The sequence below is a fragment of the Variovorax sp. GW821-FHT06D12 genome (assembly GCF_059419205.1).
Genome location: NZ_JBWKRI010000001.1, coordinates 518,076 through 532,478, shown reverse-complemented (window position 1 = coordinate 532,478; position 14,403 = coordinate 518,076). Strand labels below are relative to the sequence as shown.

The following is a 14,403-nucleotide window of genomic DNA, read 5'->3' as shown; positions in this document are numbered from 1 at the left end:
CTGAGAAGTGGCCGGCGTTGGGAGAATTCTATTTTTGATGTGAGTGGCTGATAAGTAGCCAAAATTTGATCAGATCGTTCTGTTTGCAGGACAATGAAGCCATGCAAGACCTCAACGACATGGTGTTCTTCGCCGAGGTGGCCGAGCGGGGCGGCTTTGCCGCCGCCAGCCGGGCGCTGGGCATCCCCAAATCGCGGCTGTCGCGCCGCGTGGCCGAGCTCGAGGAACGGCTGGGCGTGCAGCTGATGCAGCGCAGCACGCGGCGCCTGTCGCTCACGCCGGCCGGCGAGATCTACCTGCGGCATGCCTCGGCGATGCGCGACGCGGCTCAGGCGGCGGCCGAGGCGGTGGCGCAGGTGCAGACCGAGCCGAGCGGGCTGGTGCGGCTGACCTGCCCGGTCACCATCTCGCACAGCGGGCTGGCGCAGCTGATGCCGGTGTTCATGGCGCGCCACCCGGCGGTGCGCGTCGACATGCGCGTCATCAACCGGCCGGTGGACCTGATCGAGGAGGGCATCGACATCGCGCTGCGCGTGCGCCCGACCATCGAGGACAGCACGGTGCTGGTGGCCAAGACCTTCGGCCACAGCCGCGGCGTGCTGGTCGCGAGCCCGACGCTGCTGGCCAGCCAGGGCCCGGTCGACACGCCCGCCGACCTCGCGAAGCTGCCCACGGCGGCCATGTCGGTCAACGGGGAAGGGCGCTCGGAGTGGCGGCTCGAAGGCCCGGAAGGCCGCAGCCACGTGCATGTGCACACGCCGCGCTACGTGGCGGATGACCTGGCCACACTGCAGTTCGGCGCGCTGGGCGGCGTCGGCGTGACCCTGCTGCCCGACTACATGTGCAGCGCCGACATCGAGGCGGGCCGGCTGGTGCGGGTGCTGCCCGGCTGGGGGCCGTCGCCGGTGGTGGCGCACATGGTGTTTCCGGCGCGGCGGGCGTTGGTGCCGGCGGTGCGGCGGCTGATCGACTTCCTGTCCGAACACCTGCAAAGCGAGCAGATGCGGATGTTTTGAGGCAGATTGCTATCTAAAAGATAGCGCCATAGTGGGCCTGCGCAGGTTCTATATGCGAAAAACGTCATATCCAAACAAACAGATATTCGTTTGCCATTGAAGCAGCGATTCGCACAATCCAGGGCTTCACCCCCTCCTTGGAGCGACCATGGCAACCCTGCGACTCGGCGACACCGCCCCCAATTTCACCCAGGACTCCAGCGAAGGCCCGATCGACTTCTACCAGTGGGCCGGCGATTCGTGGATCGTGTTCTTCTCGCACCCGGCCGATTTCACGCCCGTGTGCACCACCGAACTCGGCAAGACGGCAGCGCTGTCGGGCGAGTTCGTCAAGCGTGGCGTGAAGCCCATCGCGCTGAGCGTCGACCCGGCCACCAAGCACAAGGAGTGGATCGGCGACATCAACGAGACGCAGAACACCACCGTCAACTTCCCGATCATTGCGGACGCCGACCGCAAGGTGGCCGACCTGTACGACCTGATCCACCCGAACGCCTCGACCACGGCCACGGTGCGCAGCGTCTACATCATCGACCCCAAGAAGGTCATCCGCACCACCATCACCTACCCGGCGTCGACCGGCCGCAACTTCGACGAGATCCTGCGCGTCATCGACTCGCTGCAGCTCACCGACAGCCACAAGGTCGCCACGCCCGTGAACTGGAAGGACGGCGACGACGTCGTGATCGTGCCGAGCATCCAGGACCCGGCCGAGCTGGCCGAGCGCTTCCCCAAGGGCTTCAAGGCCGTCAAGCCTTACCTGCGCATCACGCCGCAGCCCAACAAGTAAGAAGCCGCAGGACCGCGCCGTCATGCAGACTCGTGTCGTCATCGTGCCCGGTTGGCGCGACTCCGGGCCCGGCCATTGGCAGAGCCTGTGGGAAGAACGCATTCCGGGCGCGGCGCGGGTGGCGCAGGACGACTGGGCTTCGCCCAAGCGCGACGCCTGGGTGCCCGCGCTGGCCAAACTGGTGCTCGAAAGCGAAGGCCCGGTGGTCATCGCGGCGCACAGCCTGGGCTGCATCGCCACGGCGCACCTGCCGCCCGAGGCCGCCGCCCGCATCCAGGGCGCGCTGCTGGTGGCGCCGGCCGACCCCGAGCGCCGCGCGGTGCTGTCCGACTTCGCACCCGTGCCCTACGCGGCGCTGCCGTACCGCAGCATCGTGGTGGCGAGCAGCAACGATCCCTATTGCCCGATCCGCCTGGCGGGCGCCTATTCGCGCGCCTGGGGCAGCGAGTTCGTGCGCATGCAGAATGCGGGGCACATCAACATCGATTCGGGGCACGGAGACTGGCCGCTCGGCCTGGCCCTGCTGCAATCGTTGACCGACGAACCCGCCGCCTGGTCGGCGGGACGTGAATTTTCAGAAAACCTGGCAACCACATGACTTCCAGAATCAAGACCTTCGTCGCCGTGCTCGCGCTGGCGTCCTCCGCACTCGCCGGCAGCACCGCCTTCGCACAAGGCACGGGGCTGCTGAACGCCTCGTACGACGTGGCCCGCGAGTTCTACAAGGACTACAACGCGGCCTTCGTGGCGAACTACAAGAAGGCCACGGGCAAGGACGTCAAGATCGACCAGTCGCACGGCGGCTCCAGCGCCCAGGCGCGCGCCGTGGCCGACGGCCTCGATGCCGACGTGGTCACCATGAACACCTCGACCGACATCGACTTCCTGGCCAACGCCGGCGTGGTCGCCAAGGACTGGAACAAGAAGTTCCCCGAGAACGCATCGCCCACCACCTCGACCATGCTGCTGCTGGTGCGCAACGGCAACCCCAAGGGCATCAAGGACTGGGACGACCTGGTCAAGCCGGGCGTGCAGGTCGTGATCGTCAACCCCAAGACCGGCGGCAACGGCCGCTACGCCTACCTGGCCGCCTGGGGCTACATCAAGAAGAAGGGCGGCACCGACGCCCAGGCCGCCGAGTTCGTCGGCAAGCTGTTCAAGAACGTGCCGGTGCTGGCACGCGGCGGCCGCGACGCGACCACCGCCTTCCTGCAACGCAACATCGGCGACGCGCTGATCACCTTCGAATCGGAAGTGGTCTCGATCGACCGCGAATTCGGCACCGGCAAGGTCGACTCGGTGTACCCGTCGATCTCCATCGTGGCCGAGAACCCGGTCGCCATCGTCGAGCGCACCGTCAAGAAGAAGGGCACGGGCGAGCTGGCCAAGGCCTACCTCGACTGGCTGTACTCCGAAGAAGCGCAGGAAATCGCCGCCAAGCATGCGCTGCGCCCGCGTTCGCAGACCGTGCTCAAGAAGTACGCCTCGACCTTCAAGCCGCTGCAGCTGTTCACGGTGCAGGAACTGTTCGGCAGCCTGAGCGAAGCGCAGAAGGTGCACTTCAATGACGGCGGCCAGTTCGACAAGCTCTACACGCCCGGCGCGAAGTAAATGAGCGGCGCTGCTTCTTCGGCGCTCCCGGCAGCGGGAGCGCCTTTTTCACGTGCCAACCGGGCAGGGGGCGCCAAGCGCGTGCTGCCCGGTTTCCACATCACGCTCGGCTTCACGGTCTTCTACCTGTGCCTGATCGTGCTGATCCCGCTGTCGGCGCTGGTCTTCAAGACCTTCACGATGACCTGGGAGCACTTCTGGGTGTCGGTGACCGCGCCGCGCGTGATGGCCTCGTACCGCCTGACCTTCGGCGCATCGCTGATCGCCGCGATGGTGAACGCGGTGTTCGGCCTGCTGGTGGCCTGGGTGCTGGTGCGCTACAAGTTCCCGGGCAAGCGCATCGTCGATGCGCTGGTCGACCTGCCGTTCGCGCTGCCCACGGCCGTGGCCGGCATCTCGCTGACGGCGCTGCTCGCGGGCAACGGCTGGATCGGGCAACTGCTGGAGCCGCACGGCATCAAGCTGGCGTTCACGCCGGCGGGCATCGTGATCGCGCTGATCTTCATCGGACTGCCCTTCGTGGTGCGCACGGTGCAGCCGGTGCTCGAAGACGCCGAGAAGGAACTCGAAGAAGCCGCCACCTCGCTGGGCGCCACGCGCCTGCAGACCTTCACGAAGGTGATCTTCCCGTCGATCGCGCCTGCGCTGCTGACGGGCTTCGCGATGGCCTTCGCACGCGCCATCGGCGAGTACGGCTCCGTGATCTTCATCGCCGGCAACATGCCGATGATTTCCGAGATCACGCCGCTCATCATCATCGGCAAGCTGGAGCAGTACGACTACACGGGCGCCACCGCGGTCGCGCTGGTGATGCTGGTGCTGTCGTTCATCCTGCTGCTGGTCATCAACGGCCTGCAAGCGTGGCAGCGCAAGCGCGCGGGGGCATGACATGAGCGCACCTTCGAAAATCATCCGCCGCGCGCAGGCCGGCACCACCGAGTCGGCCTGGGTCCGCTGGACGCTGATCGGCATCGCCCTGGCGTTCATGTTCCTGTTCCTCGTGCTGCCGCTGGCGGCCGTGGCGGTCGAGGCGCTGCGCAAGGGCCTGAACGCCTACCTCGAGGCGCTGAAGGAACCCGATGCGTGGAGCGCGATCCGCCTCACGCTGATCACCGCCGCCATCGCGGTGCCGATGAACCTCGTGTTCGGCGTGGCCGCGGCCTGGGCCATCGCCAAGTTCGAGTTCCGCGGCAAGGCCTTTCTCACCACGCTGATCGACCTGCCGTTCGCGGTGTCGCCGGTGGTGGCGGGCCTGATCTACGTGCTGGTGTTCGGCGCGCAGGGCTGGTTCGGCCCGTGGCTGGCGGAGCACGACATCAAGATCATCTTCGCCGTGCCCGGCATCGTGCTGGCCACCGTGTTCGTGACCTTTCCCTTCATTGCGCGCGAACTCATTCCGCTGATGCAGGCGCAGGGCACCGACGAGGAACAGGCCGCCATCGTGCTCGGCGCGACCGGCTGGCAGACCTTCCGGCGCGTGACCTTGCCCAACATCAAGTGGGGCCTGCTGTACGGCGTGATCCTGTGCAACGCGCGCGCCATGGGCGAGTTCGGCGCGGTGTCGGTGGTGTCGGGCCACATCCGCGGCCAGACCAACACCATGCCGCTGCACGTCGAGGTGCTCTACAACGAATACCAGTCGGTGGCCGCCTTCGCGGTGGCCTCGCTGCTGGCGATCCTGGCGCTGGTCACCCTGGTGATCAAGTCGGTCATCGAGTGGCGCCATGAGCGCGAAATGAAATCCATCGCCGAGCTGCCGCCCGAGCGTCCCCCCGAGCCTTCGGCGGCCTGAGAAGACGAGAGAACAAGACCATGAGCATCGAAATCCGCAACATCAGCAAGCAGTTCGGCGACTTCCGCGCGCTGAACAACGTGAACCTCGACGTCGAGTCGGGCGAACTGGTCGCGCTGCTCGGCCCCTCGGGCTGCGGCAAGACCACGCTGCTGCGCATCATCGCGGGCCTGGAAACGGCCGACACCGGCAGCATCCATTTCTCGGGCGAAGACACGACCGACGTGCACGTGCGCGAACGCCAGGTCGGCTTCGTGTTCCAGCACTACGCGCTGTTCCGCCACATGACCGTGTTCGAGAACGTGGCCTTCGGCCTGCGCGTGAAGCCGCGCAAGGAGCGCCCGAGCGACGCGCAGATCAAGGCCAAGGTGACCGACCTGCTCAAGCTGGTGCAGCTCGACTGGCTGGCCGACCGCTACCCGTCGCAGCTGTCCGGCGGCCAGCGCCAGCGCATCGCGCTGGCCCGCGCGCTGGCGGTGGAGCCCAAGGTGCTGCTGCTGGACGAACCCTTCGGCGCGCTCGACGCCAAGGTGCGCAAGGAACTGCGCCGCTGGCTGCGCCGGCTGCACGACGAGCTGCATGTCACTTCGATCTTCGTCACGCACGACCAGGAAGAAGCACTCGAAGTGGCCGACCGCGTGGTGGTCATCAACAAGGGCCGCATCGAGCAGGTCGGCTCGCCGCAGGACGTGTGGGACAAGCCCGCGAGCCCGTTCGTCTACGGCTTCCTGGGCGACGTGAACCTGTTCCACGGCCGGGCCGACAACGGTGCCGTGCAACTGGACGGCATGCGGATCGACTCGCCCGAGCACAGCAGCGCGCGCGACGCCAAGGCGCTGGCCTACGTGCGTCCGCATGACCTGGATGTGACACGCTACGTGTCGGGTGCCACGGGCATCGTCGCCACGCTGTCGCGTGCGATCGTGGTCGGACCGATCGCGCGGCTGGAACTTGAGCCCACCGAAACGAATCCAGATAATCCGGGCTCCGGAACCATCATCGAAGCGCAACTCCCTGCGCAACAGTTCCGCGACCTGGGCTTGAAGGAAGGCGACACCGTCGTCGCCAACCCCCGCAAGGCCAGGGTGTTCGTAGAAGAAGATTGGGTATCTCCTTGATCCATTGGTACTTCGGCGCGCCGCGCCGCGCGCTCGGGCTGATCTGCCTGGCCTGTGTCCTCATGCTGGCCTTCGGGCTGTATCTGCAGCACGTGGTCGGGCTCGAACCCTGCCCGATGTGCATCGTGCAGCGCTATGCGCTGATGCTGGTGGCGCTGTTCACCGGCTTGGCGGCGCTGTTCAGCAGCCGCGGCCTGCAGGTGACGGGCGGGGTGCTGGCGCTGGCGGCGGCGGTGGGCGGTGCCTACACGGCGGCGCAGCAGAGCTGGCTGCAGTGGTATCCGCCCGAAGTCGTCTCGTGCGGGCGCGACCTGTACGGGATGATCGAGACCTTCCCGCTCAAGCGCGCGCTGCCGATGATCTTCCGCGGCGGCGGCGACTGTTCCAAGATCGACTGGTCGCTGTTCGGCCTGACGCTGGCGAACTGGTCGTTCATCGCGTTCACGGTGCTGGCGCTGTTGCTCCTCACCTTGCTCTTGCGCCGGCGCACCGCGCGCTGAGTTCTTTTTCAGTAGTTGTTGCGGCGTGGCCCGCTGTCCTTCGAGGGCAGCGGGCCACGCCGTTTTCATGGGTCGCTGCGCAGGCCCGTGCAAAAAGCCCACCAAAACGCATGCTTTAGCAGGCCTTCAGCAACCGGGGCTAGGATGAACCGCATCCTTTCCCGGGCCTCGCCGCCCGTTTCATCCCACTTCTTCACTGCATGCCCACCACTCCTTCGCGACGATCGCGCAAGCTCCTTGTCGGCCTGGCCTTGCTCATCGTGCTGGCCATCGCGGCCTTCTTCTGGCTGAGCCCGCCGAAGAAAAGCGACTACCTGACCGCCACCGTGCAGCGCAGCGACCTGGAGAACGCGGTGCTCGCCACCGGCGTGCTGCAGGCCCTCAAGCAGGTCGAGGTGGGCGCGCAGGTGTCCGGCCAGCTCAAGTCGCTGAAGGTGGTGCTCGGCCAGACGGTGAAGAAGGGCGACTGGCTGGCCGAGATCGACCCCGTCATCTCGCAGAACACGCTCGCGCAGGAGCAGGCCAAGCTGGAGAACCTGCAGGCCCAGAAGCTCGCGAAGGAAGTGCGCGTGAAGCAGGCCGAACTCACCTGGGCGCGCCAGCGCGAGATGCTGGCGCAGGACGCCGCCGCGCGCCAGGACCTGGAAAGCGCCGACACCGAGCTGCGCGCGCTGCGCGCCGACGCCGTCTCGCTCGACGCGCAGATCCGCCAGCAGAAGCTGGCCCTGGCCTCGGCGCAGACCAACCTGTCGTACACGCGCATCGTCGCGCCCATCGACGGCGACGTGGTGTCCATCAGCACGCTCGAAGGCCAGACCGTGGTGGCCTCGTTCCAGGTGCCCACGCTGATGAAGCTGGCCGACCTGTCGACCATGACCGTGAAGGCCCAGGTGTCCGAGGCCGACGTGGTGCGCGTGAAGGCCGGCCAGCCGGTTTACTTCACCATCCTGGGCGACCCCGACACGCGCTACCACGGCACGCTGCGCGCGGTGCAACCTTCGCCCGAGAAGATCAACAACGCCGTGTTCTTCAACGCGCTGTTCGACGTGCCCAACCCCGAGCGCACGCTGCGCGTCGACATGACGGCGCAGGTCGCCATCCTGCTGGGCGAGGCCAAGCAGGCGCTGACCGTGCCGCTCACCGCGCTCGGCACGCGCGACAAGGATGGCCGCCACGAAGTGCGCGTGCTCCTGCCCGACCAGCGCGTGGAAAAGCGGCAGGTGCGCGTGGGCATCAGCAACAACTTCCAGGCGCAGGTGCTCGAAGGCCTGAAGGAGGGCGACAACGTCATCACCGGCGACGCCTCGGCGCTGGAGAAAACCGACGGCAATGACAGCGGCAACCGGAGGCCGCGCCAGTGACGCAACCGCTGCTGACCCTGCGCGGCATCGGCCGCAGCTTTCCCTCGGGCGAGCAGGAGGTCCAGGTGCTGAAGGACGTCGACCTGGACGTCGGCCACGGCGAAATGCTGGCCATCGTCGGCGCCTCGGGCTCGGGCAAGTCGACGCTGATGAACATCCTCGGCTGCCTCGACCGGCCGACCACCGGCACCTACACCGTGTCGGGCCAGGACGTCGGCACGCTCGACAGCGACGCGCTCGCCGCACTGCGGCGCGAGCACTTCGGCTTCATCTTCCAGCGCTACCACCTCATGCAGCACCTGACGGCCACCGGCAACGTCGAGGTGCCCGCCGTGTATGCCGGCACCGAGGGCTCGGCGCGCGACGCGCGGGCGCGGCAACTGCTCGCGCGCCTGGGCCTGGAAGACCGCACCGAGCACCGGCCGAGCCAGCTCTCGGGCGGCCAGCAGCAGCGCGTGAGCATCGCGCGCGCGCTGATGAACGGCGGGCAGGTCATCCTGGCCGACGAGCCCACCGGCGCGCTCGACAGCAAGAGCGGCCAGGAGGTCATCGGCATCCTGCGCGAGCTGCATGCGCAGGGGCACACCATCATCATCGTGACGCACGACATGCAGGTGGCGCGCTGCACCGAACGCATCATCGAGATCGCCGACGGCGCGATCGTGGGCGACCGGCCGAACGTGCCGACCGTGGCCGCGCCCGCGCAGACCGTCGGCGACGACACCCCCACGCCGCCCGCGATGACCCGCCCCACGCTGGGTATCGCGCGCTTCAGCACCGGCTGGGCGCGTTTCTCCGAAGCCTTCCGCATGGCCTGGCGCTCGATGATGGCGCACCGCATGCGCACGGCGCTGACCATGCTGGGCATCATCATCGGCATCACCTCGGTGGTGTCGATCGTGGCCATCGGGGAGGGCGCCAAGCGCTTCGTGCTGGCCGACATCAAGGCCATCGGCACCAACACGCTCGACATCTACCCGGGCCACGACTTCGGCGACGACAAGGCCGCGAGCATCCGCACGCTGCTGCCCGCCGACCTGCAGGCCATCGCCGCGCAGCCCTACGTGCACAGCGTCACGCCGACCACCATGCGCAGCCTGCGCCTGCGCTACCGCAGCGCCGACGTGAACGGCAACGTGAACGGCGTCAGCGACAACTTCTTCAGCGTGCGCGACATCCAAATGGCCAGCGGCACGGACTTCGACGCCAACGACGTGCGGCACCAGTCGCAGGTGGTGGTGATCGACCAGAACACGCGGCGCAAGCTCTTTCCCGACGGCACCGACCCCGTGGGCAAGATCATCCTCGTGGGCAGCCTGCCGTGCACCGTGATCGGCGTGGCGCAGGAAAAGAAGAGCATGTTCGGCGAGAACAAGTCGCTCAACATCTGGCTGCCCTACAGCACGGGTGCAAGCCGCCTGTTCGGCCAGCAGCACTTCGACAGCATCACCGTGCGCATCCGCGACGACCAGCCGACCAAGGCGGCCGAAGAGAGCATCGTGCGGCTTCTCACGCTGCGCCACGGCGGCAAGGACTTCTTCACATTCAACATGGACAGCATCGTGAAGACGGCCGAGCGCACGAGCCAGTCGCTCACGCTGCTGCTGTCGCTGATCGCGGTGATCTCGCTCGTGGTGGGCGGCATCGGCGTGATGAACATCATGCTGGTGTCGGTGACCGAGCGCACCCGCGAGATCGGCATCCGCATGGCCGTGGGCGCGCGCCAGAGCGACGTGCTGCAGCAGTTCCTGACCGAGGCCGTGCTCGTGTGCCTGGTCGGCGGTTTCATCGGCGTGCTGCTGTCGTACGGCATCAGCTTTGTGTTCTCGCTGTTCGTGAAGCAATGGCAAATGATCTTTTCGCTCGGGGCCGTGGTGTCGGCTTTTTTGTGCGCGTCGCTCATCGGCGTGCTCTTCGGGTACCTGCCGGCGCGCAACGCCGCGCGGCTCGACCCCATCGAGGCGCTGGCGCGTGAGTAGCGCGCGACCGACCCTGGCGGGCCTCGCCATCGCGCTGGCGCTCGGCGGCTGCACGTTGTTCGCGCCGGAACGGCGCGAACACCGACCGCTCGGCGTGCCGCAGGCCTGGCAGCAGCAACAGCCCCTGCCGCAGAACGCAGCGGCCGTGCCGCAGGCCCGCTGGTGGACCGCCTTCCACGACGCGCGGCTCGACACCCTCATCGACAGCGCCTTGCGCACCAACAACAACCTCGCCGCCGCCGGCATCCGCGTGCAGCGGGCGCAGCTGCAGGCCGGCCTGGCGAACACCAACCTCACGCCGGGCGTGACGGGGCAACTGGGCACCCAACGCAGCTTCGACCTGAAGCGCGGCGGCGTGGCCGCATCGAGCGCGAACTCTTCACTGAGCCTGAGCTACGAAGTCGACCTGTGGGGCCGCCTGTCGGCGCAGCGCAGCGTTGCCGACTGGGAACTGCAGGCCACCCAGTCCGACCGCGAAGCCACGGCGCTGGCGCTGGTGGGCACGACGGCCGGGCTCTACTGGCAGACCGGCTACCTGAACCACCGTATCGCACTGAGCGAAGCCGGCATGGCTGATGCACGGCGCATCCAGGCGCTGGTGCGCGCCAAGTACGCGGCGGGCGCCGTGTCCGGCCTCGATGTCGCGCAGGCGGGCCAGAACCTTGCGAGCCAGGAGGCCGCGCACACGCAGCTGCTGCAGCAGCGCGTCGAGGCGCGCAACGCACTGGCCATCCTGTTCGACATGCCGCCTGAGACCCCGAGGGAGGAACCCTCGCAGCTGCCGGACGCCGCCTTGCCCGTGATCGATGCCGGACTGCCCGCCAGCCTGCTGGGCCGCCGGCCCGACCTGCGCGCCGCGGAGCAGCGCTTGCGGTCCTCGCTGGCGAACGTCGATGCCACGCGCACCAGTTTCTATCCGGTGCTGAGCCTCACGGGTTCGCTGGGCGGGGGGAGCAATGCCCTGGGCGAGGTGCTGAAGAACCCGATCGCCACGCTGGGCGCCGGTCTGGTGTTGCCCTTCCTGCAATGGAACACCGCGCGGCTGACCGTCGCCGTGTCGCAGACGCAGTACGAAGAAGCGGTCGTCGGGTTCCGCCAGTCGCTGTACACCGCGCTGTCCGAGGTCGAGAACACGCTGTCGTCGCGCACCCAGCTGCAGGACGAAAGCGTGAAGCTGGCCCTGGCGTTGCAGCAAGCGCAACGCGCGGAAGCCTTGTCGGAAGTGCGCTACCGCGCCGGCGCCACCGCGTTGCAGCCCGTGCTCGACGCCAAGGACAAGCGCCGCGCCGCGGAGGTGTCACTGGCACAGAACCGGCTGAACCAGCTCAACGCCACGATGACGTTGTACAAGGCGCTGGGCGGCGCGGCCACCGTCGAGTAGGAAGAGAGGAACGGCTCCCAAGCCACGGCAGGTGCCCGGCAGGCGGTGCGGTGTGGGCGGCCCCTCTGTGCCGCCGAGGAGCGCAGCGTTTCGCGGATCAGGGCTCGCAGCTGTTTGAGCGAAGCGAGTTCTGCGAGACCCCGCGAAACGCGAGCACCGCAGGGCAGCCGCGAAGCGGCCGGCACAGTGGGGTCGACCGCGCCGTACCGCCTGCCGGGCGCCCCTCAAAAAGAGGCTAGGCCTGAAACGGCGGCGCCCCCCGCAATTTGCGAAAGAGCAACCCAGGCAACCGCAAAACAAACTCCACCATCAACCGCGTGTGCATCCAAGTCAGCAGCACGTTGTCCCGCCCATAGCGAAAGTGCGACACCCCGCCTTCCTCCGCCGTCAGGTACTTCACAGGCGCATCGATGTTCACCGGCTTGACCCCGCGCCAGGCCAGCCGCACGACCGCTTCGGTGTCGAAGTCGAAGCGCCGCATCCACGGTTGCCGCGCCATCACGGCGATCAGGTCGACCACCGGGTACACGCGAAAGCCGTAGAGCGAATCGCCCACGCCCGCGAACAGCGTCTCGAGCTGCGTCCAGCCGTTCGACACCCGCCGCCCGCGCACCCGCAAAAGCGGCGCGCTGGCGTCGAACACGGGTCGACCCAGCACCATCGTCTCGGGCCGCGCCAGCGAGGCGTTCATGAAAGAGGGGATCAGGTCCGCCGGATGCTGCCCGTCGGAATCCATCGTGAGCGCGTGCGTGAAGCCCGCTTCTTTCGCGGCCCGCAAGCCGTGCAGCACCGCCGAGCCCTTGCCCTGGTTCTGCGGCAGCACCCACACACGCAGCCCCGGATCGCTGGCTGCCATCTGCTGCAGCCGCTCGCCCGTGCCGTCGTCGCTGCCGTCGATCACCACCCACACCGGGTTCCATTGCGCCCGCGCGGCCGCGACCGTCGAGAACAGGCGCTCGCCCGTGTTGTAGCTGGGAATCAGGACAAGGTGGGTGCGCGAGGCGTCTGCTGGCATTCGGGGGACGCGTCGGTGGCGCGCTGCTCCATGTGTTGACGGAAATAGTGTTCCAGCTCGACCTGCAACGCGTCGCTGTCCTGCGTCGGCGCGAAGCGCTTGCCCAGCCGCAACGTGAAGACGATGGGCAGCGGCGGCACGCGCCACAGCGGCCAGCCCTTGCCGAGGTAGGGCGAGTCGGTGTCGATGAACACGGTCTGGATCGGCGCCTGCGCCAGCTTGGCGATCAGCGTGGTGCCGGGGCGGAAGGGGTTCAGCGGCGGCGTCACCGTGCGCGTGCCCTCGGGAAAGATCACGAGCTGGCCGCCCTGGCGCAGGTCGTTGACCGCCAGGCGCACCATCGTGCGGGCCGACTTGTTGCTGATGTAGCGCGCCAGCCGGGCTCCGGCGCCGAGGAAGATGTTGCCCATCAGCTCGGCCTTCATGATGCAGGCGCTGCGCGGCAGCCGCGCCACCAGCAGCAGCGCATCGAGCATGGTCGGGTGGTTGGCCACGAAGATCACGCCGGGCTCGTTGCGCATCGGGTCCAGGCACGCGGCGTCGATGCGCATCATGCCGGTGACCGAGGCGAGCCACCAGAACATCCGGTAGGCAAAGGCGATGGTCATGCGGCCCAGCGCGCGCGCCGGCGCGGCCGGCATCACCGGGTACAGCAGCATGGCGACGAAGTTCCAGACCAGCGAGATCAGGCCGAGGAACAGCAGCAGCGCATAGAGCATCAGCGCGAGCGGGATCGACGTGAGAAGACGCAGCACGTTCATGGGTGGTGTCGGTCGAGCAGGCGGACGGCGGGCCGCTCAGGCGGCCTGCAGCCGGCCGGCGGCAACCGTGTGGGCCTCGATCTCGACCAGCAGATCGCTGCGGCAGATGTCGGCTTCCAGGTACACCGCATGGCGGGCCATCGGCGACTGGGCGCCGAGCGCGGCTTCGATCACCTCGCGAACGGCGTCGGTGTCCGACGGATGCCGCACGTACACCACGCAGTCGAGCGCATCGAGCGAGAAGCGCGCCGTGGTCTGCGCATGGGCGGAGGCGATCACGGCCTCGAGGTTGCGCAGCGTTTCGCGGGCCTGCTCACGCACGTCGCCGTGGTGCACCGTTTCGTGCCCGACGATGCTCGCCGTGCCCGAGATGAACAGCGCCACCTGGCCGTCGCCGATGTCCGCCAGCGCGGCGCGCGAGAAGGTCGGCGAGCGCGGGCCGTAGGTTTCGGGGTAGCGGTAGGCCGACACCTGCCGCGGGTTCTCGACCGGCAGCGGCGCGGCGCGTCCCGCGAGAAAACGGATCGACAGCGCGCCCTGGCGGATGCCCAGCGCACAGGCAGCCGGGGCACCCTCGAAGGCGGCGCGGCCGGCCTCGAAGAAGGCCTCTTGCCGACCGAGGTTGAACTGGCGATACCGCTCCAGCCCGCCGCCATCGGCGTTGATGCGCGGCAGGTAGTTCCAGATGCGCTGCAGGTGCGGCGTGCCCGCCTGCTCGAGCGTGCGGAACAGGTCGCGGTAGGCACGCTGCGCGAGTTCGGTCAGGCCCTGGCCTTCGACGGCTTCATCGAGGTCGATGGCGCCGAGCAGCCAGTGCCCGTCGGTGCGCCAGCGCGCGATGCCGGTGGTGCCCGACCGGACCTGGGTGCCGTCGCCCACGTGCCACACATCGGCCATCGCGCCTTGCGGCGACAGCACGCGCGCGTTGACCGTGGGCATCCAGGCGACACCGTGCGGCGTGCCGTAGCCGAGCGCGGCGAAGGGCGCATGGCTGTGCGTGGCCAGCGCGAGGCTGTCCGGCAGCGAGAGGCGCTCCACGCGCAGGGGGGAATGAAGGCGGTCGTCCTGGGGGCGCACGT

Annotated in this window: 14 protein-coding genes; 11 read left to right on the top strand and 3 right to left on the bottom strand. The window is 68.0% G+C overall.

Annotation, left to right across the window (positions count from 1 at the left end):
• Positions 1-101 precede the first annotated feature (101 nt).
• The 11 genes from AC07SQ_RS02480 (at position 102) to AC07SQ_RS02430 (ending at position 11,548) form a co-directional block, all read left to right on the top strand.
• Entirely contained in the window at positions 102-1,016 is a 915-nt protein-coding gene (locus AC07SQ_RS02480) for a LysR family transcriptional regulator (RefSeq protein ID WP_492697077.1), read from the top strand.
• 148 nt (positions 1,017-1,164) lie between these two features.
• A complete protein-coding gene (locus tag AC07SQ_RS02475) occupies positions 1,165-1,806 on the top strand; it encodes a peroxiredoxin (RefSeq protein ID WP_495270816.1) in 642 nt (213 codons plus the stop codon).
• 22 nt (positions 1,807-1,828) lie between these two features.
• Positions 1,829-2,404, top strand: coding sequence for an RBBP9/YdeN family alpha/beta hydrolase (locus AC07SQ_RS02470; RefSeq protein ID WP_056580397.1), 576 nt, complete (start codon positions 1,829-1,831; stop codon positions 2,402-2,404).
• Positions 2,401-3,417, top strand: a complete 1,017-nt coding sequence (locus AC07SQ_RS02465; protein WP_062470072.1) for a sulfate ABC transporter substrate-binding protein — start codon at positions 2,401-2,403, stop codon at positions 3,415-3,417. Before AC07SQ_RS02470 ends, AC07SQ_RS02465 begins: the two co-directional genes overlap by 4 nt.
• On the top strand, positions 3,418-4,305 hold the full coding sequence (cysT, locus tag AC07SQ_RS02460; protein WP_062470075.1) for a sulfate ABC transporter permease subunit CysT: 888 nt from the start codon (positions 3,418-3,420) through the stop codon (positions 4,303-4,305). It begins immediately after the preceding gene.
• 1 nt (position 4,306) lies between these two features.
• A complete protein-coding gene (cysW, locus tag AC07SQ_RS02455; protein ID WP_495270817.1) occupies positions 4,307-5,209 on the top strand; it encodes a sulfate ABC transporter permease subunit CysW in 903 nt (300 codons plus the stop codon).
• A gap of 20 nt (positions 5,210-5,229) precedes the next feature.
• Positions 5,230-6,327, top strand: coding sequence for a sulfate/molybdate ABC transporter ATP-binding protein (locus tag AC07SQ_RS02450; protein WP_062470081.1), 1,098 nt, complete (start codon positions 5,230-5,232; stop codon positions 6,325-6,327).
• Positions 6,324-6,827: a disulfide bond formation protein B gene (locus AC07SQ_RS02445; RefSeq protein ID WP_492676922.1), complete on the top strand. Its 504-nt coding sequence runs from the start codon at positions 6,324-6,326 to the stop codon at positions 6,825-6,827. The genes AC07SQ_RS02450 and AC07SQ_RS02445 overlap by 4 nt, the downstream gene beginning before the upstream one ends.
• A gap of 200 nt (positions 6,828-7,027) precedes the next feature.
• Positions 7,028-8,188, top strand: a complete 1,161-nt coding sequence (gene macA, locus AC07SQ_RS02440) for a macrolide transporter subunit MacA (RefSeq protein ID WP_495270818.1) — start codon at positions 7,028-7,030, stop codon at positions 8,186-8,188.
• Positions 8,185-10,167 carry a macrolide ABC transporter ATP-binding protein/permease MacB gene (gene macB / locus AC07SQ_RS02435; protein WP_495270819.1) on the top strand — a complete coding sequence of 661 codons (1,983 nt, stop codon included), beginning with the start codon at positions 8,185-8,187 and terminating at the stop codon, positions 10,165-10,167. Before macA ends, macB begins: the two co-directional genes overlap by 4 nt.
• Complete coding sequence (locus AC07SQ_RS02430) at positions 10,160-11,548, top strand: efflux transporter outer membrane subunit (protein WP_495270820.1); 1,389 nt, start codon at positions 10,160-10,162, stop codon at positions 11,546-11,548. Before macB ends, AC07SQ_RS02430 begins: the two co-directional genes overlap by 8 nt.
• A 235-nt stretch (positions 11,549-11,783) precedes the next feature.
• Here the strand turns inward: AC07SQ_RS02430 and AC07SQ_RS02425 are convergent, their stop codons facing one another.
• Genes AC07SQ_RS02425 through AC07SQ_RS02415 form a run of 3 tightly spaced genes read right to left on the bottom strand, consistent with a single transcriptional unit; the run spans position 11,784 to position 14,401 of the window.
• Positions 11,784-12,563, bottom strand: coding sequence for a glycosyltransferase family 2 protein (locus tag AC07SQ_RS02425; RefSeq protein WP_489061324.1), 780 nt, complete (start codon positions 12,561-12,563; stop codon positions 11,784-11,786).
• The gene (locus AC07SQ_RS02420; RefSeq protein WP_495270821.1) at positions 12,527-13,324 is read right to left on the bottom strand and encodes a lysophospholipid acyltransferase family protein; all 798 of its coding nucleotides are present in this window, start codon (positions 13,322-13,324) and stop codon (positions 12,527-12,529) included. Before AC07SQ_RS02420 ends, AC07SQ_RS02425 begins: the two co-directional genes overlap by 37 nt.
• Before the next feature lie 36 nt (positions 13,325-13,360).
• Positions 13,361-14,401: a chorismate transformation FkbO/Hyg5 family protein gene (locus AC07SQ_RS02415; RefSeq protein WP_495270822.1), complete on the bottom strand. Its 1,041-nt coding sequence runs from the start codon at positions 14,399-14,401 to the stop codon at positions 13,361-13,363.
• Positions 14,402-14,403 lie beyond the last annotated feature (2 nt).